Origin of the sequence: Halovenus marina, assembly GCF_051414115.1 — an archaeon.
Taxonomy (GTDB): Archaea; Halobacteriota; Halobacteria; order Halobacteriales; family Haloarculaceae; genus Halovenus; species Halovenus marina.
This window is the reverse complement of record NZ_JBLKNZ010000001.1, coordinates 2,022,131-2,042,276: the sequence shown is the minus strand read 5'-3', so window position 1 is coordinate 2,042,276 and position 20,146 is coordinate 2,022,131. Positions and strand designations below refer to the sequence as shown.

Below are 20,146 nucleotides of genomic sequence, written 5' to 3'. Positions count from 1 at the left end.
CTGTCGTATGAGCAACGTGGAGTCGCTTCGGAAGGTTCTGCTGGCGGGCGAGGAACTCACCATCGTCTGTCACAACAATCCGGACCCGGACTGTCTCGCAAGCGCGCTGGCGCTCGGTCGGATCGCCGCGTCGGTCGGCATCGACGAGCGACGCATCCTCTACAGCGGCAACATCTCCCACCAGCAGAACCGCGCGTTCATCAATCTGCTCGACATCGACTTGCGGGAGTTCGACGAGGCGTCGGTCCGCGACCGGCCGGAGGGATCGCTGCTTGCCTTCGTCGATCACTCGATCCCGGGGTCGAACAACCGCGTTCCGAAGGGCACACCGGTCGATATCGTCATCGACCACCACCCTGCGGAGTCGATCGACGCACGTTTCGTCGACCACCGTGAGGCGGCCGGTGCGACGGCGACGATTCTCACCGAGCATGTCAGGGCCTTCGATCTCGAACTCGATTCGGTCCTCGCAACTGCGCTGCTGTTTGCGATCCGCCGCGAGACACTCGGCTTTCTCCGCGGCGCGACAGGTGAGGAGTACAGTGCCGCGGGGTATCTCCACGACGCCGCTGATCTTGACCTGCTCCGGAAGCTGTCGAGTCCGTCCGTCACCGGTGCGACCGTTGATGCGATTGGACAGGCAATCGAGAATCGGATGGTTCGCGGGTCCGTACTCATCACGCACGTCGGCATGACGAACGAGCGTGACGCCCTCCCGCAGGCGGCGGATTATCTCGCTACCCTTGAGGGTGTCGAGACGGCCATCGTCTTCGGCATCGTCGACGAGAGCATCCACCTGAGCGCGCGTTCGACGGATTCGCGACACAACATCGGTAACGTACTCGACGAGGCCTTCTCAGATGTGGGCAGTGCTGGCGGCCACCGGGAGATGGCGGGCGGCGAGATACCGCTCGGGATATTTGCCGATGTCGCCACCGACGACGAACACCTGACTGCCATCGTTCAGGGGGTGGTCACGTCACGTCTCCTGTCTGCACTCAACCTTCAGCCGGAGGAGGGTGAGCGAGGGTCTGAGCCTTCGTGACCGGACCACCTGCCACACGTTTGGCCTGTTTTGAATGTACGTAGCCACCACTTTCATCAGGCTGGCGAACGTATCATCCGAACGCGATGTCTGACAAGGATAGCGACCGCTTTGATCGCATCGACACCGCGATAGACAAGATCCGAACGGAGGTCGATGACGCCGCAGAAAGCGGAAAATCAGCGGGCTCGAAGGCGACGAAGGAGGTTCGCGAAGCGATCGATGCCCTCGAACAGAAGGTGGATAATTTCCGCGACGAGGACGAGGACAACTAGACGACGCATAACCCAAACACAGGTAGGATCTGAAACAGCCGGACCGACGTTCCGGTCCAGCCAGAGTGTTTTTACTCCAGTCCCTCCACCGGAGCGTATGGCAAAGGGTTGGCTCACCGCGTGGGGACTCGCCTCGGTCGCGCTCGGTGGTGCGTCGCTTATCGTGCCCTTGTACGTCGTCCAACTGGGCGGTGACCCGTTCACGCTCGGTCTCCTCGCGTCGGCCGCAGCCTTTGTCGGCGTCCCCGGCGCACTCGTCTTCGGACGGTTGGCCGACCGGACGGGAAATCAGCGGGGGCTGGTGCTCGCCGCGCTTGCGATGATCGTCGCCATGCTCGCGCTCGTCCCGTTTTTGTCTTCGATCGGACTCGTCATCGTCGCGAACGCGGTGGTCTGGTTCGCGTTCGCGGCCGCGACGCCCGTGCTGACGCTGCTTGTCGTGGCGGGTGCGAACCCACAGGCCTGGAGTGAACGGATCGCGCTGTTGAACAAGTCACAGGGGGTCGGATGGGCCCTCGGGCTCGCCCTCGGTGCGGTCTGGACGATGGGTGCACGCGGGATGGCGGAACCGGTCACGGTCCAGCGATACTTTCTCGCGTTCACCGCAGCCTGTGCGGGTGCTGCGCTGGTGCTTAGTGCTCGGTCGCTCCCGCTGGACCCGAGACCCAAGCGCCGCGTCGACCGGCGGCGTCTGCAGCGAGCGCTTCGGGGCGCAGACAGATTCAGCGTCCGCACGGCTGTCTCCCCGTTCACGCTTGGCTGGGGACGGCTTTCGGGGCTGAACCCGCGAGCGTTCGCCCGTCGGTTCACCCCGTTGCTGGCGCTGTATTTCGGCGCTGTTGTCCTCTTTTTCACCGGGTTTGCGGCCTTCTTTGCGCCGCTCCCGGCGTATCTGACAGACACCGGCTTCGGATCGGGTGTGGTGTTCGTCCTCTATCTGGTTTCGAGTGTCGGCGCGGCTGTCTTCTTCGATGGGGCCGGAGCGCTCGCCAGACGCCAGAACGTTCCCACACTACAGAGTGCGGGGTTGCTCCTCCGCGGCGGGTTGTTGCCGACCGTTGCGCTGGTCGGTGGAGCGCTCGGTTCGACGCCGCTCGGTCTCGGTGTCGCCGCCGTCGTGTTCGCGCTCATCGGCGTCACGTGGGCGGTCATCGCTGTCACGGCTGGCACGCTCGTGACCGCACTCGCACCGGAAGCGATCCGCGGGGAAGCGCTGGGCGTCTACGCCGCTCTCGGCGCGCTCGCCGGTGGTATCGGGAGTCTCCTGGGTGGCTGGCTCGCGACCGCTGGCTACCTGATCGCATTCGGCGTCGCTGGCGGACTGGTCGTCGTCGGTGCAGCCATCGTGTTCGGGTTGCGACACCGTACGGTCACAGCGCGGTCGCGAACTGTCGCGGACGCGACCGCACCGGACCGAGCGGAGTGAGTCGGGTCACTCGCGCCTCGGTCGACAGGTCGGAAACCCAACGGTATTAGTATCGGCCGGGTGTGATACCGTTCATGAGCGGTTCTGAGGGCGCTGATACCGCTGACGAGCGAGCGCAGACCTCGGAGAGCGGGGTTCCGGCGGAGGGCGCACTCGTCCGTGACAGATTTTCGTCCGACGAGGTGTTCCAGCGGATCATCGCCGCCGCCGACGAGGAGATCACATCAAGCCGTCGGGAGCTGTTCTTTGCAGGGTTGGCTGGCGGACTGGCGATTACGATCACAGTTCTCGTCTACTCCTCGATGATAGCGACGACCGGCGAGGTCACCGGTGATTCAGTCGTCGGGTACAACTCCGTCGTTGCCTCGCTTCTGTATCCGATCGGCTTTATATACATCATCATCGGCGGCTATCAACTCTACACGGAGAACACCCTCCCGCCAGTCGCGCTGACGCTCGAACGCTTCGCGAGCATCCCCGCCCTGCTCCGGAACTGGTCTATCGTCCTCCTCGGAAACTTCACAGGCGGTGCGATCGGTGCCATCGTTCTCGCACACGGGGGTGTCCTCACGGGCGGCGCTGACGTGGCTGCGATGCAGATATCGCAGAGCGGTATCGACGAAAGCGCCTTCTCGCTGTTCACGAAAGGTGCCGTCGCTGGACTCGTCGTCGCTGGCGTCGTCTGGGTCGAATACGCCTCGCGTGATACCATCTCTCGGCTCATCGTCGTCTACCTCGCATTTCTCTGTATCCCGCTTGGCAACCTGTATCACTCCGTCGTCTCGTTCACCGAGATGTGTTATCTCCTCCTGCTGGGAGAAGTCGGCGTAGCGCTCGGAATGACGGATTTCGTGATCCCCGTTCTGCTCGGGAACACCATCGGGGGCGTGGTGCTCGTCACGGTCGTCAACTACTACCAGACGAGTGAGAGTCGCCTCGGGTCGATGTACGACAGCGAGATAACCAAACTCTCAAAGCGGGAGTGGCTGTTCGGTCGGTTCGCCGGACGGTCGTACGTCCCGCTGATCGACACCCACGAGCGGACGGGCGCTCCAGTGAGCGACGACGCGTTTCGTCTGATGGTTCCGGTCTCGAATCCGCGGACAGACACCCGCCTCGTCGAACTCGCCTGCACGATCGCAGACCAGAAGCCCTCGGCAACGGTGCATCTCGTCCATATCGTCCAGATGCCACGCGGGACGACCTACGAGTACACCGGACGGCAGCGCTCTCGCATCACCTCGGAGTCGAAAAAGCGACTGACTGCCTTGCAGGACTCGCTCGACTACGAGGATATCGCCATCGAGGCCTCGACTGTCGTGTCCTACAACTCCTTCGAGGAGATATTCAGCCAGGCCAGACAGGACAAGGCGGATCTCGTGGTGATGGACTGGGACGAAAACGATAGCTGGGGAACGCTCCGAAGCGGCCGCCCGATAGACGAGTTGACGAGCACGCTCCCCTGTGATTTCCTCGTGCTCAGAGACAGAGGGCTCGACACCTCCGAGGTGTTGCTGCCGACCGCTGGTGGTCCCGATTCGGACCTCAGCGCCGACGTCGCCCGGGCGCTTCGTGACAGCGTCGGCAGCACCGTCAGATTACTCCACGTCGTCGACAGCCCTGCCGAGCGGGAGGCAGGCGAACAGTTCCTCGAAGAGTGGGCGGCCGAACGGGATCTGGCGGACACAGAGCAGATCATCGACGACAGCGGTGACGTCGAACGCGCAATCGCACGCGAGGCTCCCGACCCCGGGTTGGTGCTTATTGGAGCGACCGAACGCGGGATGATCTCCCGACTCGCACGCGGGTCGCTTCACCTCAAGGTCATCGAGGAAGTCGACAGTTCGGTGTTGCTCGCCGAACGGCCGCACAGACGCGGGTTACTCCAGCGACTGTTCGGGTGATCGCTTCCGAAAAGCGACAGACAGGGGGGACGAACGCGGCCGCAATCGGACACCGATTCGAGCCATCCAAACGGGCGTGACCTGATGCACAAACGTCCCCAGCACCGGACAGCGGTGGTTGATGTCCGGCAACTGAACCTTGCGCTGTGACGAGGATGAATATTTGTCCGTCAAATCGTGGTCTTTTATCGGTGGCGTGACGACAATCTCACTCCGGGAATAAACTCAGGCTCTGTTGTTCGTTCCAAAAAAGACAACGTTGAAAGTCGACGCGGGAGACTACAGGAACGTATGACAAAAGCGTTCGAGGACATCGAGACGATCACCGTTCTCGGTGCGGGAACGATGGGCCACGGTATCGCAGAAGTCGCCGCGCTCGCGGGCTACGAGGTACGCCTCCGCGACATCGAGGCGGAACTCGTCGAGGACGGCTACGACCAGATCGAGTGGAGCCTCGGTAAACTCGCTGAGAACGACCGGATCAGTCAGGAGGACGCTAACGCCGCACTCGAACGGGTGACGCCACTGGTCGACCTGGAGGAATCTGTCGCTGACACGGACGTCGTCATCGAGGCAATCGTCGAGAACATGGACATCAAGCGGGAGGTGTACGGGGAACTCGACGAGTTCGCGCCAGCGGACGCCATCTTCACCTCGAACACGTCGAGCCTGTCGATCACGGAACTCTCCGAAGCGACCGACCGCCCCGAGCAGTTCTGTGGAATGCACTTTTTCAACCCGCCCGTTCGGATGGAACTCGTCGAGGTGATAAGTGGCGCACACACCACAGAGGAGACGCTCGACGTGATCGAGCAACTCGCGGAGTCGATGGACAAGACCCCTGTTCGGGTGCGCAAGGACGAACCCGGCTTCGTCGCCAATCGGATACTGGTTCCGTTGCTGAACGAGGCTTGCTGGCTCATCGAGAACGACACAACGACGATAGCAGAAGTGGACTCGACGACGAAATACGACATCGGTCTGCCGATGGGCGCGTTCGAACTCAGTGACCAGGTGGGAACCGACGTCATCCTCCATATTCTCGAATATATGCACGAGGAACTGGGGGCGGCCTACGAGCCCGCGCCACTGCTCGTGCGAACGGTCGACGAAGACAAGCTCGGGAAGAAGACCGGAGCCGGGTTCTACGATTACGACAACGGTGGCGTCGACATCCCGCCGGACAGCGTTCGAGAGGACGTCAAGCTCCGCCTGCTCGCGGCCATGGCGAACGAGGTCGGAAAGCTGCTCGAAAAGGAGGTTGCCCCACCGGAAGACATCGACAGAGCCCTGCAACTCGGGGCTGCCTTCCCCGAGGGACCGGCCCAGTTGGCTGACGACGCTGGTCTCGACCGACTCGTCGAGACGCTCGAATCGGCTCACGAGGAGACCGGCGCGGCCCGGTACGAGGTCGCTGACGGGCTCCGCGCCGCCGCCGAGGACGGCGGCTTCTACGGGGGCGAAGAGGAGGTCGATGCGGGGGCCACCGAGTACGAGACTATCCGCGTCGAGTATCCCGGTGACAGCGTTGGACAGCTAATTCTCGACCGGCCACACCAGCTGAACACCGTCACCCCAGAGCTTCTCGACGAGTTCGACGCAGCACTCGACGAACTGGAGGACAACGACGAGGTGCGGGCGGTGCTGATAACCGGTGCGGGCGACCGCGCGTTCTGCGCCGGAGCGGACGCAGTCGGCATGGCGGGCAACGCGAACCCCATCGACGCGATCAAACTCGGCCGGAAGGGCCAGAGTACGTGGGGTCGTCTGGAGGAACTCTCGATGCCCGTGGTCGCCGGTATCGACGGCTACGCGCTCGGCGGCGGCATGGAGATGGCGGCCTGTGCGGACATGCGCGTCGCCACGGAGCGGGCGACGTTCGGCCAGCCCGAACACGATCTCGGCATCCTGCCTGCGTGGGGCGGCACCCAGCGACTGAAACACCTCATCGGTGAGAGTCGCGCCAAAGAGATCATCTTCACGACCGACCACTACGACGCCGAGCGGATGGCTGACTTCGGCTTCGTCAACCGAGTCGTCGACAACGACGAACTCGAAGAGCGTGCGCTCGAACTCGCCGCGGATCTGGCCGCCGGGCCGCCGCTGGCCCAGGAGTACACGAAGCGAGCGTTCCTCGCCGGGCGAGACGATATGGACGCTGGACTCGAAATCGAAGCACAGGCCTTCGGGCATCTCGTCGGCACCGAGGACTTCCTCGAAGGCGTCTCGAAGATGCAAAGCGACGACGACCCCGAGTTCGAGGGGAAATAGGGCGGTTCTCCCGCGTGAACCGCCGACAGCGTGACTCGACTGTGGTGTCGAACTAGTAGTGTATCATCGCCTGTGCGACTCGCTGTCCTTGATAGTACCCGTATGCGGTTGCGACTGTCGCCTGTTTGATCTCCCCGTTGACGGTTCGAACTCGGTACTCCCGTTCGGGGGCTGACTCCCCCTCGTTCATGAGCTGTTGAAACCGGCCCTGTGCGGTTTCTTGGTCCTCGGGATGAAGAAACGCCGTGAATGGTTTGTCTTCGAGTTCTGTATGCGAATCGGCACCCAGAAACGAGACAGACGCTTCGTTCGCATACACTAACTGACCGTCTCGATCAAAGAGGAGGATGGGGATCGGTGCGGTATCGACGAGATTGTGGTACCGCTCTTCCGTGCGCTCTACTGCCGTCTCGCTACGATACTTTTCGACCGCGTTCCGAATACGATTTGCGAGCAGTTGGTACTGTTCTGTTCCGGCCTGCTTCTGGAGGTAATCCGTTGCCCCAGCAGTGATTGCGTCACTGGCGACCGCTTCGCTTCCCTTTCCGGTGAACAGAATAAAGGGGAGCTTTGGGTACTTGGACCGAACTGTCTGGAGGAACTCGATACCGTTCTGACCGGGCATATCGTAGTCAGAGACGACACACTCGAAGCCATTCTCCGCGAGATGGTTGAGCGCGGCACTCCCACGCGTCGCTGTTTCGATCTCGAACCGGTCGTCTTCTCGGCCGAGAACCGTCGTCACCAGATCCAGAAAGTCGGGTTCGTCATCCACGTGGAGCACCGGAATCGAGTCGACCATACTCGCCAGTAGAGTCTATTTGAAAATAATCGTTATGGCAGTTGATAACACAGCACGGCCAGCTCCGCAGCAATCGGCTGTCCCTCGAAGATCAGTTCGACGTTCCCGCTCTCACCGCAACCGGGTTCGAATCTTGGCGTGTGCGCGGCCAGCTATTGCGTCGCCTCGTAGACCACGCTGACACTGTAGCGGACAGTCACGTCCCCAGTCTGGATGGTGGTCGGCGGTGCTGCTGCCCCGTCGCCACCGTCAGCATCCTCGTACCTGACTGGGACTGGTCGAACGTCACCTGCCGAGGCGTCGATCGACGTCGCGCCAGCGATTTCCAGCCCGCTGCTCTCGGCGAGCGTTTCGGCCTGCGACCGGGCGTCGTCCATCGCTGCCTCGATTGCCTGCTCGCGGATCTCCTTGCGCGTTTCGTCGGACAGCGTCAGCGAGATGCCACCGATTTCGGCGTTCGTATTCGCCGCCGCGTCGATGACTTCCCCGGTCATATCGAGGTCGTCCACCGTCACCTCGTAGGCGTGAACGCCCCGGTATCGGGCGACGTCGCGTTCCTCGTGATCGTGTGTCTGTCGGACGTTGTAGTTGGTCGTCTCGTACTCGACGCCGAGTTCGTCGAGCGCCGCTTCTAAATCTGCCGCTCCCGACGCGAGTTTGTCACGCACGTCTGCTGGGCTCTCACCCTCGACGGCGACTGACGTCCGGACGAGCGCCCTGTCCGGCGTCGCGTCGACGGTTCCCGACCCATCGACTGCGATTGTCTGATTGCCCGCTGGCCCCTGTTCCTGTGCGCCGACGGTTCCGAACGTCGCGAACGCGCCTGCCGCGACCACCGCAACGGTGATCGCACCCAGCACGAGCAGTGTGTTTCGTTCCATACAGGCAGACTATCGACGCACACAGAGATATACCCGCCGTAGACACAAATGGTTCTTTGAGTTATCGGAACAGTCGATGCGCTACGTATCCGGAGCGGGCAGTTCGATCTGGTCGCCGTCGACGAACACGGTCGGGTCGGTCAGGATGCCATCGAGGTGGATCGGTGCCTCCACGTCGCCACCGATGCCGTGGTTGTCACCGATCGCCATGTGTACGGTTCCGGCGGCCTTCTCGTCGAGCAACACCGACCCGACCAGATCTCTCACCGCGACGTTGGTTCCGATCCCCAGTTCGGCGAAGTTGTATGCGGCCGCGCCCGCTGTCTCGGCTGCCGCGTCGACCTCCGCGCGGACAGCGTCGTCTTCGATTTCGGTCACCTGTCCGTCCTCGACGGTGAACGCGACTGTGTTCCCGTCGGTCAACTGCCCGTGCGGCATCATCGTGCCATCGACGACGACGCGGCCGTCCGCCGTCTCGGGGCTGACGAACACCTCTCCGGCGGGGAGATTCGAGAACGCCCCCGGTTCGTGGACGATGCCGGTGTCCTCGCGCCACTCTCGCTCGCCCGGGCGCACCGTGATGTCGGTTCCCTGTGGCGACGTGACCCGGAGTTCGGTCGCACCCTCGACGATATCGAGCATCCGACGGCACGCGTCGCGGATCGCCTCGTAGTCCGCGTCAAGCCCCATGAGAAAGACGCCGTCTGTGATGCTGGGAAGCGTCGCCATCCGTGCGCCAGCGGTCGTCGCGTCGGTTCGGGCGTTCGTGTGACTCAGGCTCTTGGTCGTCGGTGCGAGTACGACGTCGGCGCTTGTCATCGCACCGGTGACCGGTTCGGGAGGCTCTGCCCCGTGTTGCTCGCCGGGCGGATAGCGGACCAGCACGGCGTCGTCGGTGATCTCGCTCGCGACGGCGTACAGCGCCTCGCCAATAGCCATCCGCTCGTCGTCGGTGATGATCGCACAGGACTCCGCTGGCTGGAGGTTCATGCACTGCTTGACCGCAGTTTCCGCTGGCACACGGAGCGACGAATTGCTCATACTTCAGTTGTCTGCCGGGGAGGGATATGTGTTTCCCGCTCCGAAACTGCTGCAGTGCCTCGCTTTCGACTCGCCCGCGCTACGGCAGGTCGTGGAACTCGACGTCGCCGGTGTCGGTGTCGAGAAGCACGGCCGCCGAGGCGTGGCCCTCGTCTGGGTCGGTCGCGATCCCACCTGGATTGATGCGCACGGTGTCGCCTACGTTCTCGTGAGCGCGCTCGTGGCTGTGTCCGTGACAGACGTAGTCGTACTTGCCACAGTTTACGAGCGCGTCGACGATCGGTTGACTCGTGCCGTGATAGACGGCAAACGTCAGCCCATCGAAGGAGAGTTCCCCCATCTCACCGAGGTAGACGCCGAACTCGCGGACGACGTTCTGGAGCGCCCACTCGCCGTCGTTGTTCCCCCGGACGGCGTACAGGTCGAAGTCGGCGTCGAACAGCGACGCCGAGAACGGTGCGACGAAGTCCCCACAGTGGATCACCGCGTCGGCGTGCTCGGAAAACAGTTCCACTGCCGACTGTGCCACGTCGAGATTGTCGTGCGTATCGGAGACGATTCCCACCTGCATACCCGCGGATACGACCGGCAGAACTATCAAATTGATGACTCCGGTCAGTCTGACGACTGGGAGACACCCTCGCGCTCCAGTATCGTGTTCACGTAGTACTTCTGCAGTGATTCTTCGGGGCCGAGTTCGAACGCGTCGGTTCGCCTGTCGAAGATGGCCGACCCACGGTGCATGACAGTTACCCGGTCGAGGTGCTCCTCGAACTCGGTCACTCGGTGCGTACAGACAAGCACTGTTCGAGCGCCGCCAGCGTACTCGGCCATGAATCGGAGAAAGTGGGCCTTCGAGACGTCGTCGAGGGCGCTCAGTGGTTCGTCGAGGACGAGCACCTCGGGTTGTTTTAGCAGCGCGAGTGCGAGGTCGAGTTTGCGTGCGAACCCGCCCGACAGTTCCGACGCCTCGCGGTCAAGCGCTCGTTCGAGGCGGAGATTCTCGATCACCGTCTGGTTCCACGACTCCTCTGTCCCGCCGACGAGGCTCGAAAACGTCTCGATGTTCTCCCGGACGGTCAGTCCGGGGTAGAAGTTCGGCTGCTGGAACCCACACCCGACCACGGCATCGGACACCCGCCGCGTGCCTGCTGTCGGCTGTGTCAACCCGAGCAACAGGCGGAGGACGGTCGACTTCCCCGACCCGTTCGGACCGAGCAGACAGTGATACTGTCCGCCGCCAATCGAGAGCGTCAGGTCGTCGACTGCAACGACTGACCCGTAGGTCTTTGTGACGCTGTCGAGCTGCAACTGCGTGTCTTCGAGACGAATCGGGGAGTAGACGCCATCATCCGGCGCGCCGTCCTCTCTCATGGTGCTACCCTCCTGTACTGTACGATTGCGAGTTTCAGAGCGAGCAGCGCAAGCCCGGTGACGGCGACTAGGCCGAGAAACCAGTCGGCAAACACCGAGAGATCAGACCCCTTCAACATCACGCTTCTGACCTGTACCATCGCGTAGTACGTCGGGAGTAGCTGTGCAACTGTCGTTCGAAGCGACGAGAAAAAGCCGAGCGGAAACGCAAGCGCCGAGAGCCCGGTGAGACCGAGCAACAGGACGACGTTGATGAACTGTCCGACTGCGCTGAACCGCGTCAGAATGACGATTGTCATGCTGACAGTCGAGAGAAACAGGACGGTCAGCAAGAGAACGAGGACGGCCTGCGGCGCGAGCGAGTTCACCGCGTACCCAAACTGCGTCGCGGCGAGATGAAAGACGGCGATGGGAAACAGCATCAGCGTAGTGAGATAGATAAGCTTCGCGGCAACCACCGCTTCGAGTGTGGTCTCGACCCGGAGTCGGTCGAGCACCGTCTGCTCTCGCACGAGGGCAAAGGGGACGTACGTGAACGCGATAAACAGCAACAGCACCATCAGAAAGACCGGATAGAGATACTCGGGGAGTTCCTTCTGGTCACCGACGACTTCCCGCTCGGCCGAGATGTCGGCGGCGAACAGGCCGTCCAGTTCGTCGTCCATCAGGCCCGTGATGACCTCAGATGGGTCCTGAAAGGGGACGATACTGCCGTCGACGATAACGCGAAACGTTGCTTCGGCGTCCGGGTCGGTTATCCCCGGTGGCACGACGACGATTGCGTACACCTCCTCGCGTTCGAGCATGCGCCGGGCCTCGGATTCTGAGTCGACTGTCGTGGGTTCGGTGAAGATGTTGAGGCCACTCTCGATCAGTTCCATGTCGCTGTCGGGGACTGTCTCGTCACCCGCCGTCACCGCGACCGGAACGTCTCTCGGGAGCGTCTCCTGCCAGAAGAGACTGATTCCGGCGAAGAAACTGGGCAGAATCACCAGCAGAAAGATGATCGCCCAGATGTGACGGGCGCTCCAGTAGCCTTCCTTTTTCAGCAGTGAGCGAATCGACATCCGTCAGGGCATCCCCGATGCGAACACTCTCAGTTATCCCGCTACTGCGCTCGGCGTGATGGACATCGACGCTCCCATCGACTGGCTGGCGTACAGTTCGAGTGCTGCGATAATCTCGTCGGGCGTGGTCGTGAACGAGATAGTCACTTCCGTCCCGTCCTGCTCGGCGCTCAGTCCGTCGAGCAGTGACGCCAGTTCGGGATTCTGCTCTGCCATCTGCCCTTCGCCCATCTGGATGGCGAGATCGACCGTCGACTTGAGCTGCTCTGCGTTCTGGGTCGAGTCCATGTACACGTGTGTGTCCATGATCATCTCGTTCCCAGACGTGTGATACACCATGCTCATCCGCTCGATGTTGCTCGCGTCCGGCAACATCCCACCGCCCGGCTGAACCCCCTCACTAACCTCCTGTGGGGGCATCTCCATCGCGACTTTCGTGTATCCATCCGCTGCGCTCTCGTACGTGTCCCGAAGTTCGCCGCTCCAGGCGTTCATCTCGCCGTTTCGCGTATCGAGAACGTCCTTGACGACTGCGTCCGTCCCGGCGACGAACGTCCCGTCACCGAGGTCAGCGAGCCACGTCGTCTGGTCCGTGAACTCGTCCTCCTCGATGTAGACCGTCACGCCCTGATACTCCGTCGTTTCGAGGTCGTCGAGGCTCTCGTCCGAGGCTTCGGCCAGTTGCTCGATGGTCCAGTCAGTCTGCATGATCGCACCAGTGTACTCCTCCGGTGAGCCTCCGCTCCCGTATTTGAAGAACACGGTCATGCTCTGGAACCCATCGGTCGAGAGGTTGCTCTCCTGTTCGGCTCGGTCGAGCATCTCGTCGTACGACGTCGGCCCATCGTAGTCCGGGTTGTATTCCATCGCCATCTCGATGAGGCCGTTCGCCAGACTCTCTGTCGTCTGGTCAGTCGCGACGCCGCTGTCGAAGTACATCACTCCATCGACGCCTTCTGGAACCGAATCGACTGATGCAGTGCCCGAACCCGTATCACCGCTGCCCCCGGTGAGGCCGCTACAGCCTGCAAGCAGAACAACAAGTACCGTCAGCACGGTCAGTGCCACGCGTCCGGAGATCATCCCACGGATCCCCGACATCCGGTCTCTCCCCGATGTCGGTTCATTCTGGTGGTTTTGACTCATGTGTGTTCTACCTTGTGAACAGATAGTATAATAGTTTGGTATCCGACTGATACTTCAGACCACACGCATCCGGGACAGAAATGCTTTTGACTGGTTCGCCGTAGGTATTACTATGGACTGGCCACACGACCCCGATGGTGACGAGGGGAGCGAGGGCGGCCGGAAGTACGGACAGGCGGTGCTCGCAAAGAAAATCGACGAAGACGAGGACTTCCCGTTTACTGCGGCGGACTTCGTCGACCAGTACGGTGACCACCCCGTTCGTATCGATTACGATACCGTCGTCAGCGTCGAGCAAATCTTCGAGCAAATCGACCCCGACACCTCTTTCGAGGACTTCCCCGAGTTTCATCAGGTGGTCGGACGGGCGATGCGCGATGCCGACTACTGGCCGTATCGTCTCGAACACGCCTGATACTGCTGGCTGTACGTTTGCCGTTGGTCTCGCGTTCAGTTTTAACCTCGTAGCTACGCACGAACCCACAATAAAGCTACTGCAGTCACCTTTTTCACTGCCGTGTGCCAATAAGTACCACATGAATGCGGACGTGACGATTCGAGAGGTGATGAACAGAGAGTACGTCGGTGTCAACGAGTCCGACGAACTCGTCGGTGCCGTCGAGTTGCTGCTCCGCGAGGGGTCAGAGACGGCAGTCGTACTCCGCGGGAGCGACCCCGTCGGATTGTTGACAGAGCGGGACGTGTTTGCGCTGCTCGTCGAGGGGCCCGACCCGGCGTCTGCGACGGTCAGCGATGCGACGACGACCGAAGTACCCGCTGTGTCGCCGGAGACGACACTCGACGTTGCGGCCGACACCATGGCGACACATTCGGTTCGTCGGCTCCGCGTGACCGAGGGTGACGAACTGATCGGGATCGTGACCGAACACGACATCGTGTCCGCGCGGGCACCGCGGGACACCACAACGGACATGCAGGCGGAGATCACCGAGACGCCAGCCACCGCGACGACGGCGATGGCAAGCGAGGGTGCAGACACTGACTTCGAAGACCAGAGCATCTGCGAGGGGTGTGGGTCACTCGCTCACGACCTGGTCTCGTTCAACGGGCAGTTGCTCTGTGCCGACTGTCGGGACATGTAGGATGGAGGTCGTTCGCCCCTCGATGGCTGCGGCCGATAGAATTGCCGACCAGTGGGTCACGTTTGCAGCCCGCCAGCGCGACCACGGCTCGCATCTCCTGCCCGAGCAGAACCGAAAGCGGATCCGGGAGACTGTCGCCAGATACATCATCCGTGACCAACTCCTCGTTGCGCGTGCCGACGAAATCTACGGGTTCGTGATGTACACGCTCGAAAGCAGCAGCTACGAGCAGGACACGTCTCGGGGTGTCATCGAGAACCTCTACGTGGAGCCGTCGGTTCGGTCACAGGGCGTCGGTTCCGAACTGCTCGAAGCCGCAGAGCAGGACCTCGCAGATGCCGGTGTCTCTGTGGTCACGCTCGATGTGCTGGCGGCCAACGACCGCGCGCGCTCGTTCTATCGCGACCACGGCTACTCCCCGCACCGAATCGAGTGTGAGAAAGCACTCGACGGGGACGACGCTGCCCCAGTCGAAAGCGATACACACTCAAGGGATGACGCGTAACTCCCGAACGCGCCAGGGGAGCTTGGGCGGTTCAAGCACCCGACTTGTAATCGGGAGTTCGAGGGTTCAAATCCCTCCCCTGGCTTCGACTCTTCTGAATTTCCTGCAGAATACCATACGTTTATACTGTAGCGGCCGATGTAGGATCGATGTCCGAGACACGACCCTTCCTGGCGAATCAGGTTCAGTTCCATCTCGAAGACGATGATGGACCGTTACGAAATCCGATCGAGTTGCTCGACAGATCTGCCGATCTAGGATTCGATGGAATCGAACTTCGAGACGCGACGTGGACCGAATCCGAGGAGACACGAGACGATGTGCGCGCGTACGTGGACTCGAATGACGTTCATCTCGTCTACGCCACCGGGACGGAACTCCTGATTCCGAACCGTGGAGACGGGCAGGAGCAGTTGTGGGCCGATATCGACACGGCGGCAGACATCGGCGCTCCCTATCTCCGGGTGTTCACCGGGGACGTTCCGGACGAGTCCCATCAGAGTTGGGACAAAGCCGCGGAAGCAGTCGAATATGCAAGCCAGCGTGACGTAAACCTGCTCCTGGAAAACCACGGACTCGAACCTGGCACGACTGTTTCCGAACTGACCGACGTGCTTTCTACACTCGACGATCCGACCCTCCGGGTGAACGTCGACGTCGGCAACTTCTATGCAAACGAGATTGCTGTTCAGGAGGCAATCGAGACACTCGCCGACGACATCAGGTACGTCCACTTCAGAGACCCCTCAGCACCGGATGACGTTGTGGGTACGGGGGAAATGCCGATGACCGAAATCGCGACGATGTTGAACGAACTCGACCAGGAGGTCTGGTACGGGTTCGAGTTCCTCGGCGGAGATGATCCGGAAACTGCGCTGGTCGAGAGCAGGCGCTTCGTGGAATCGACGTTCTGACCCACACGGAGACACCGAACTGTCTCTTCCGACGTGTGGTTGGCACTACCGCACTCAGCCACAGTTATGCGTATCGAGTTCCAATAGGGAGTATGAGCGAATCCGAGGAGATGCCCGACTCAGAGGAGCGCTGGCGAGAGGTCCTGACCGACGAGGAATACGAGATACTCAGAGAGGCGGGCACCGAACCCCGGTTCAGCGGCGACCTGCTCGACATCAAGGACGAGGGCGTGTTCACCTGCGCTGGCTGTGGGCTCGAACTGTTCACGTCCGACGAGAAGTACGATTCCGGGTCGGGGTGGCCGAGCTTCTGGGACGCCTACGACAGCGGCAACATCGAGACGCGAGTCGACACGAGTCACGGCATGCGCCGGACGGAGGCAGTCTGTGCTCGCTGTGGCGGCCACCTGGGTCACATCTTCGACGACGGCCCCGAACCGACCGGGAAGCGTTACTGTATCAACTCGGCGTCGCTGGATTTCGAGCCAGAATCATAGTCTGTCCTCGCCGAGGGGCTTAAATAACCGAGTCGAGAACACAGGGTACATGGATCGCCGAGACGTGCTGTGTTCGCTTGGAAGCGTCGCAACGCTGTCTGTCGTCGCTGGCTGTCTCGGCGGCGATGGTGAGGAGACTCCGGGGAGTGCGGACCCAGTGGAGTGGGTTCCCGACCCGAACCAGCTTTCGGACAGTCTCGATCACTATCAGGTGTTTTCGACGGCTCCTGCAGCGGTTGGCGAGCGGGCCGACCGACTCAGTTCGTCGACATGGGAGCAGTATCAGCGTGAGTGGCTCGACTGGACCATCGCCAACCCGAACCCCGCTGATGTCGAGCGATTCACTCGTGGTGGCGACCCCGAGAAGGGAGTCGGATTTGGGGCCGTCACACACGACCTGGACGGCGACCAACTCCGCGAGACCCTCCGAGACGAGGGGTTCGAGGAGGACGGCTCCTACGAGGGATTTGATCTGTTCGTCACTGCAAATGGGCAGCGGGCACGCGGACTCGACGGGCGACGTCTCGCGGTCGGTCAGCACCCGTCCGGCGGGCGGACCGTGGTGGAAGCGGTCGTCGATATCGGTCTTGGAAACGCGTCGCCGTACGGAGACCGCGAGACGCTGACGGATCTGCTCCAGCAACTCGACACTGAGCACAACTTCCGGTTCAGAACACACCCTCGAAACGATGTGACAATACCCCGCGAGGGTGTGTTCGCTGGTTCTGTGGCACAGGGATACAGCCTCGCACTCGGTGAGGAGTTCACCGCGACGCGGGCCGAGCGCTTCGTCGAGGATGCCACGATTCCGACCGATGCGCTCGAATCCTACGCACAGTCGAACGACCTGTTCGATGGCGCACAGAATATTGAACTCGGGACGGGGTCGAACGTCGGGTTGCTCACGTGGACGGCAGACCCCACAGCACTGAGTCTCAACCAACTCGGCTGAGTGAGGAGGGGCGTCCGAGCACGCCGAACCGGACGAGGCTGGGATTGTCAGATCGTGCTGGGATTTTAAGCCGCAGCGCACCGTTAACTGAATGATGCCAGCAGACCGTGACCTGTATCTCCCCGTCGCCGCCCAGTCTTCACTCGACTCACTCTGTGAGTTAGGCGTTCGGGCCGAGGACCTGGGATACGACCGCGTCTGGTTGCCCGAGACGTGGGGGCGCGATGCGGTGACCGTCCTCTCGACGCTCGCGGAGCGAACCGACAGCGTCGGGATCGGAACCTCGGTGCTGAACGTGTACTCGCGGTCGCCCGCGCTGCTTGGACAGACCGCCGCGACGCTGCAGGAGGCGTCTGGTGGTCGTCTCCGACTCGGTGTCGGACCGAGCGGTCCCATTCTCGTCGAGGGATGGCACGGGACCGAGTACGAGCGACCGCTCCGGCGAACCCGCGAGACGATCGAGATCATCAGAGCCGTACTGACTGGTGAAACAGTCGAGTACGACGGTGATATCTTCCAGCTTGCTGGCTTTCGGCTCCGACACGACCCGCCCGAAACGCCGCCACCGATCGACGCGGGCGGTATGGGACCGAAATCCGTCGAACTCGCAGGTCGATTTGGCGATGGCTGGCACGCGCTGTTGTGTACGCCCGATGGACTCAGAGAGCGTCTCGAACACTTCCGGCGTGGCGTCGAACTGGCCGGTGACAGCCCTGCAGACTGTCGGGTGACTGTCTCGATTCCCTGCTGTGCGCTCGCGGATGCCGAACGCGCACGCGAACTCGTTCGCGACCACATCGCCTTCTACGTCGGTGCGATGGGAACCTTCTACCGGGAAACACTCGCAAGCCAGGGCTACGAGGAGACGGCAGCAACGATTGCACAGCGGTGGGCAAACGGCGACCGCGAGGGCGCGATAGACGCAATCGACGCTGACCTGCTCAGCGAGATGGCGGCCGCAGGCACACCCGAGACCTGTCGTGACCGACTCGACCAGTTCGCGGCGGTCGATGGCGTCGACGCGGTTTCGGTCTCGTTCCCCCGGTCGGCAAACCACTCCGAGATCATCGAAACGGCCAGAGCACTTCGACCGCGCGCCTAATAGCTCTCTGCGGGCGATCTTTCGGCGAGCTAGCCCCGACCCCGCGAGTCAGCCCCGACATTCCGGTGTATTCTTCATACTGAGAACGCCCCGAGCGTTTTATTATCTCCCATGATAACGACAACGTAGGAGAACTGATTATGACCGGGGACAAGAACACGTCGTTTGGTGTCGATGACGCCTCACTTGGGCGTGCGGTATCCCCGTCGACTATCTCTACTATTATCGATGATAACGAAACCGCTGGAGGTGCGTTCATCAGCCCGGAGGGGCTATCGCGCGTCGAGGACGGACAGCGGCGGCACGTCGATATTCCGGTGTTGCTGGTCGTGACCGACCGGCGCATCCTGTTTGTCTCGGCGGCAGACGGAACGCCCGGGGAGGACGCTGGCGACCTGTCCTACGGCGATATCGCAACGGTCTCTGTCGGTGCGGTCACGGACAGGCAGCTCGAAATCGCGACGACAGACGGTGTGAGCTGGCAGTACAGATTTCCAGAGGGTGTCGAAGGCGCTGTCGACGGAATCGCCAGGCATCTCACGTGGGTCGGGACGCTCCGGAGTGAGGTGCTCCGACTCGGCAGTGACGTCGAACTCGCCGCTGGCGAGATGCAGGAGGCTGCCGCCGCTCGGGAGTACGACGCAGCGACGGCGACCTACGACCGCGTTCGGTCCTCGGTCGATCAGCTTATCGGCCGCGTGCAACTGACTGAGCCGATAGCTGACGACGTGCTCGCCCCGGAACTGACCGACATCGAACGAATCCTGGAGGACGCACACGCGCGACTGTACATCGAACGGGCACGCTCCCGACTCGAACTCGGCGACCAGTTGCTCGCGGTCGACCGGCACGAACAGGCCGATAGCGTGCTGACAGAGGCGCGAGCGGATTACGAGCGAGCGCGCGACGTGGGTGAGGCGGTTCGGCGCGGCGACGCCTTCCAGTTCGGTCGACAGCGCAGGCTCAACGAGGAACTCGACCGGCTGCGCTGGGATCTGGAGATGGTCGCCGCCGAACCGATCCGCCAGGCGCGAGCGGCGAAACTCGCCGCCGAACTCGAATCGGACCGCGAACTCGCGGCCGAGAGCTGGGAATCCGCTTTCCATCAGTACGACTACGCCCAGACGCTTGACTGGACCGCTGAGGGACCGCCGCTCGACCCCAAAGCTGCACGCCGGGAGATGGAGACTGCCGCAGAACAGAGCATCCGTCTTCGGGTCGAAGTCGCTCGGGAGCGCTGGGAGAGTGGGTTCGCCCACGTCGAATCGGGCGAGCAGAAGGCGGCGCTGACAGGCTTTCAGGACGCAAAGGACCATCTCGACCAGGCGCACGAACTGGCCGTCGCAATCGAGTCCGGCTCCGCCGACGAGATAGCCGACCATCTCGACCGGGTCGAGGACACGCTGGAGCAACTGCGAACGGACGAATTTGTGGACACGTCGGACGACGCGGCCGAGTCAGACGCTGTTCCCGCAGGGGACGGTGGCTCCGCTGTCGACACCGAAGATAGATCCGCCAGTTCAGTGCAGACCGCTGAGTCGGACGCTTCCTCGGGTGCATCCGACGAGTCAGCAGCCGATCTCCCCTCGCTTCGTGACCTCGAACAACTCGATACCCACCACGAGATTGCGCTCCCCACTGACGACGATTCCGACCGATGGATGGGATCGGAGGACGCCGAGACACGTGAGTCCCGAACGGAGCACGAGGAGCGCACAGCGGATGAGGAGACTGTCGAGCACGCTGTCGACTCCGAGTGATCCAAAACCGGGACGTTAAAATCAGCGAGTCCAGTACCAACTACCGTGCGAGGGTAGCCAAGCCTGGAAACGGCGGCGGAC

20 protein-coding genes and 1 tRNA gene are annotated in these 20,146 nt (G+C 62.1%); 14 read left to right on the top strand and 7 right to left on the bottom strand.

The window, feature by feature from the left end:
• Positions 1-7 precede the first annotated feature (7 nt).
• The 5 genes from ACMGFL_RS10425 to ACMGFL_RS10405 all read left to right on the top strand — a co-directional run bounded on the left by ACMGFL_RS10425 (position 8) and on the right by ACMGFL_RS10405 (position 6,921).
• The gene (locus ACMGFL_RS10425) at positions 8-1,045 is read left to right on the top strand and encodes a DHH family phosphoesterase (RefSeq protein ID WP_436935480.1); all 1,038 of its coding nucleotides are present in this window, start codon (positions 8-10) and stop codon (positions 1,043-1,045) included.
• Positions 1,046-1,131: 86 nt separating this feature from the next.
• Positions 1,132-1,320: a hypothetical protein gene (locus ACMGFL_RS10420; protein WP_436935479.1), complete on the top strand. Its 189-nt coding sequence runs from the start codon at positions 1,132-1,134 to the stop codon at positions 1,318-1,320.
• Positions 1,321-1,417: 97 nt separating this feature from the next.
• A complete protein-coding gene (locus ACMGFL_RS10415) occupies positions 1,418-2,746 on the top strand; it encodes an MFS transporter (protein ID WP_436935478.1) in 1,329 nt (442 codons plus the stop codon).
• Positions 2,747-2,820: 74 nt separating this feature from the next.
• A complete protein-coding gene (locus ACMGFL_RS10410) occupies positions 2,821-4,650 on the top strand; it encodes a formate/nitrite transporter family protein (RefSeq protein WP_436935477.1) in 1,830 nt (609 codons plus the stop codon).
• Between the two features lie 291 nt (positions 4,651-4,941).
• The gene (locus tag ACMGFL_RS10405) at positions 4,942-6,921 is read left to right on the top strand and encodes a 3-hydroxyacyl-CoA dehydrogenase/enoyl-CoA hydratase family protein (RefSeq protein ID WP_436935476.1); all 1,980 of its coding nucleotides are present in this window, start codon (positions 4,942-4,944) and stop codon (positions 6,919-6,921) included.
• A 52-nt stretch (positions 6,922-6,973) separates the two neighbouring features.
• On the opposite strand, the gene ACMGFL_RS10400 is transcribed toward ACMGFL_RS10405, so the two are convergent.
• The 7 genes from ACMGFL_RS10400 to ACMGFL_RS10370 form a co-directional block, all read right to left on the bottom strand.
• The gene (locus ACMGFL_RS10400) at positions 6,974-7,723 is read right to left on the bottom strand and encodes a response regulator (RefSeq protein ID WP_436935475.1); all 750 of its coding nucleotides are present in this window, start codon (positions 7,721-7,723) and stop codon (positions 6,974-6,976) included.
• Positions 7,724-7,875: 152 nt separating this feature from the next.
• On the bottom strand, positions 7,876-8,604 hold the full coding sequence (locus ACMGFL_RS10395) for an SIMPL domain-containing protein (protein ID WP_436935474.1): 729 nt from the start codon (positions 8,602-8,604) through the stop codon (positions 7,876-7,878).
• Positions 8,605-8,685: 81 nt separating this feature from the next.
• The gene (locus tag ACMGFL_RS10390) at positions 8,686-9,645 is read right to left on the bottom strand and encodes an aminopeptidase (protein ID WP_436935473.1); all 960 of its coding nucleotides are present in this window, start codon (positions 9,643-9,645) and stop codon (positions 8,686-8,688) included.
• Between the two features lie 79 nt (positions 9,646-9,724).
• Positions 9,725-10,216 carry a metallophosphoesterase gene (locus ACMGFL_RS10385; RefSeq protein ID WP_436935472.1) on the bottom strand — a complete coding sequence of 164 codons (492 nt, stop codon included), beginning with the start codon at positions 10,214-10,216 and terminating at the stop codon, positions 9,725-9,727.
• A gap of 44 nt (positions 10,217-10,260) precedes the next feature.
• The gene (locus ACMGFL_RS10380; RefSeq protein WP_436935471.1) at positions 10,261-11,019 is read right to left on the bottom strand and encodes an ATP-binding cassette domain-containing protein; all 759 of its coding nucleotides are present in this window, start codon (positions 11,017-11,019) and stop codon (positions 10,261-10,263) included.
• Positions 11,016-12,086, bottom strand: a complete 1,071-nt coding sequence (locus ACMGFL_RS10375) for an ABC transporter permease (RefSeq protein ID WP_436935470.1) — start codon at positions 12,084-12,086, stop codon at positions 11,016-11,018. The genes ACMGFL_RS10380 and ACMGFL_RS10375 overlap by 4 nt, the downstream gene beginning before the upstream one ends.
• A gap of 33 nt (positions 12,087-12,119) precedes the next feature.
• Complete coding sequence (locus ACMGFL_RS10370) at positions 12,120-13,232, bottom strand: hypothetical protein (protein WP_436935469.1); 1,113 nt, start codon at positions 13,230-13,232, stop codon at positions 12,120-12,122.
• Between the two features lie 112 nt (positions 13,233-13,344).
• On the opposite strand from ACMGFL_RS10370, the gene ACMGFL_RS10365 reads away from it, so the two are divergent.
• The 9 genes from ACMGFL_RS10365 (at position 13,345) to ACMGFL_RS10325 (ending at position 20,065) form a co-directional block, all read left to right on the top strand.
• Positions 13,345-13,647 carry a DUF5785 family protein gene (locus tag ACMGFL_RS10365; RefSeq protein WP_436935468.1) on the top strand — a complete coding sequence of 101 codons (303 nt, stop codon included), beginning with the start codon at positions 13,345-13,347 and terminating at the stop codon, positions 13,645-13,647.
• A 121-nt stretch (positions 13,648-13,768) separates the two neighbouring features.
• Complete coding sequence (locus ACMGFL_RS10360) at positions 13,769-14,335, top strand: CBS domain-containing protein (protein WP_436935467.1); 567 nt, start codon at positions 13,769-13,771, stop codon at positions 14,333-14,335.
• A gap of 1 nt (position 14,336) precedes the next feature.
• Positions 14,337-14,840 carry a GNAT family N-acetyltransferase gene (locus ACMGFL_RS10355; protein WP_436935466.1) on the top strand — a complete coding sequence of 168 codons (504 nt, stop codon included), beginning with the start codon at positions 14,337-14,339 and terminating at the stop codon, positions 14,838-14,840.
• 11 nt (positions 14,841-14,851) lie between these two features.
• A tRNA-Thr gene (locus ACMGFL_RS10350) sits at positions 14,852-14,925 on the top strand.
• A 64-nt stretch (positions 14,926-14,989) separates the two neighbouring features.
• A complete protein-coding gene (locus ACMGFL_RS10345) occupies positions 14,990-15,754 on the top strand; it encodes a sugar phosphate isomerase/epimerase family protein (RefSeq protein ID WP_436935465.1) in 765 nt (254 codons plus the stop codon).
• Positions 15,755-15,846: 92 nt separating this feature from the next.
• Positions 15,847-16,251 carry a peptide-methionine (R)-S-oxide reductase MsrB gene (gene msrB, locus ACMGFL_RS10340; RefSeq protein WP_436935464.1) on the top strand — a complete coding sequence of 135 codons (405 nt, stop codon included), beginning with the start codon at positions 15,847-15,849 and terminating at the stop codon, positions 16,249-16,251.
• 49 nt (positions 16,252-16,300) lie between these two features.
• Positions 16,301-17,203, top strand: a complete 903-nt coding sequence (locus tag ACMGFL_RS10335; protein ID WP_436935463.1) for a hypothetical protein — start codon at positions 16,301-16,303, stop codon at positions 17,201-17,203.
• Between the two features lie 94 nt (positions 17,204-17,297).
• Positions 17,298-18,305, top strand: coding sequence for a TIGR04024 family LLM class F420-dependent oxidoreductase (locus tag ACMGFL_RS10330; protein WP_436935462.1), 1,008 nt, complete (start codon positions 17,298-17,300; stop codon positions 18,303-18,305).
• A 140-nt stretch (positions 18,306-18,445) separates the two neighbouring features.
• Positions 18,446-20,065 carry a hypothetical protein gene (locus ACMGFL_RS10325; protein ID WP_436935461.1) on the top strand — a complete coding sequence of 540 codons (1,620 nt, stop codon included), beginning with the start codon at positions 18,446-18,448 and terminating at the stop codon, positions 20,063-20,065.
• Positions 20,066-20,146: the final 81 nt, after the last annotated feature.

What these genes read in the sequence shown, in the direction of transcription:
- ACMGFL_RS10425 (WP_436935480.1), top strand. Translation starts at nt 8, where the DNA reads ATGAGCAACGTGGAGTCGCTTCGGAAGGTTCTGCTGGCGGGCGAGGAA.
- ACMGFL_RS10420 (WP_436935479.1), top strand. Translation starts at nt 1,132, where the DNA reads ATGTCTGACAAGGATAGCGACCGCTTTGATCGCATCGACACCGCGATA.
- ACMGFL_RS10415 (WP_436935478.1), top strand. Translation starts at nt 1,418, where the DNA reads ATGGCAAAGGGTTGGCTCACCGCGTGGGGACTCGCCTCGGTCGCGCTC.
- ACMGFL_RS10410 (WP_436935477.1), top strand. Translation starts at nt 2,821, where the DNA reads ATGAGCGGTTCTGAGGGCGCTGATACCGCTGACGAGCGAGCGCAGACC.
- ACMGFL_RS10405 (WP_436935476.1), top strand. Translation starts at nt 4,942, where the DNA reads ATGACAAAAGCGTTCGAGGACATCGAGACGATCACCGTTCTCGGTGCG.
- ACMGFL_RS10400 (WP_436935475.1), bottom strand. Translation starts at nt 7,723, where the DNA reads ATGGTCGACTCGATTCCGGTGCTCCACGTGGATGACGAACCCGACTTT.
- ACMGFL_RS10395 (WP_436935474.1), bottom strand. Translation starts at nt 8,604, where the DNA reads ATGGAACGAAACACACTGCTCGTGCTGGGTGCGATCACCGTTGCGGTG.
- ACMGFL_RS10390 (WP_436935473.1), bottom strand. Translation starts at nt 9,645, where the DNA reads ATGAGCAATTCGTCGCTCCGTGTGCCAGCGGAAACTGCGGTCAAGCAG.
- ACMGFL_RS10385 (WP_436935472.1), bottom strand. Translation starts at nt 10,216, where the DNA reads ATGCAGGTGGGAATCGTCTCCGATACGCACGACAATCTCGACGTGGCA.
- ACMGFL_RS10380 (WP_436935471.1), bottom strand. Translation starts at nt 11,019, where the DNA reads ATGAGAGAGGACGGCGCGCCGGATGATGGCGTCTACTCCCCGATTCGT.
- ACMGFL_RS10375 (WP_436935470.1), bottom strand. Translation starts at nt 12,086, where the DNA reads ATGTCGATTCGCTCACTGCTGAAAAAGGAAGGCTACTGGAGCGCCCGT.
- ACMGFL_RS10370 (WP_436935469.1), bottom strand. Translation starts at nt 13,232, where the DNA reads ATGAGTCAAAACCACCAGAATGAACCGACATCGGGGAGAGACCGGATG.
- ACMGFL_RS10365 (WP_436935468.1), top strand. Translation starts at nt 13,345, where the DNA reads ATGGACTGGCCACACGACCCCGATGGTGACGAGGGGAGCGAGGGCGGC.
- ACMGFL_RS10360 (WP_436935467.1), top strand. Translation starts at nt 13,769, where the DNA reads ATGAATGCGGACGTGACGATTCGAGAGGTGATGAACAGAGAGTACGTC.
- ACMGFL_RS10355 (WP_436935466.1), top strand. Translation starts at nt 14,337, where the DNA reads ATGGAGGTCGTTCGCCCCTCGATGGCTGCGGCCGATAGAATTGCCGAC.
- ACMGFL_RS10345 (WP_436935465.1), top strand. Translation starts at nt 14,990, where the DNA reads ATGTCCGAGACACGACCCTTCCTGGCGAATCAGGTTCAGTTCCATCTC.
- msrB (WP_436935464.1), top strand. Translation starts at nt 15,847, where the DNA reads ATGAGCGAATCCGAGGAGATGCCCGACTCAGAGGAGCGCTGGCGAGAG.
- ACMGFL_RS10335 (WP_436935463.1), top strand. Translation starts at nt 16,301, where the DNA reads ATGGATCGCCGAGACGTGCTGTGTTCGCTTGGAAGCGTCGCAACGCTG.
- ACMGFL_RS10330 (WP_436935462.1), top strand. Translation starts at nt 17,298, where the DNA reads ATGCCAGCAGACCGTGACCTGTATCTCCCCGTCGCCGCCCAGTCTTCA.
- ACMGFL_RS10325 (WP_436935461.1), top strand. Translation starts at nt 18,446, where the DNA reads ATGACCGGGGACAAGAACACGTCGTTTGGTGTCGATGACGCCTCACTT.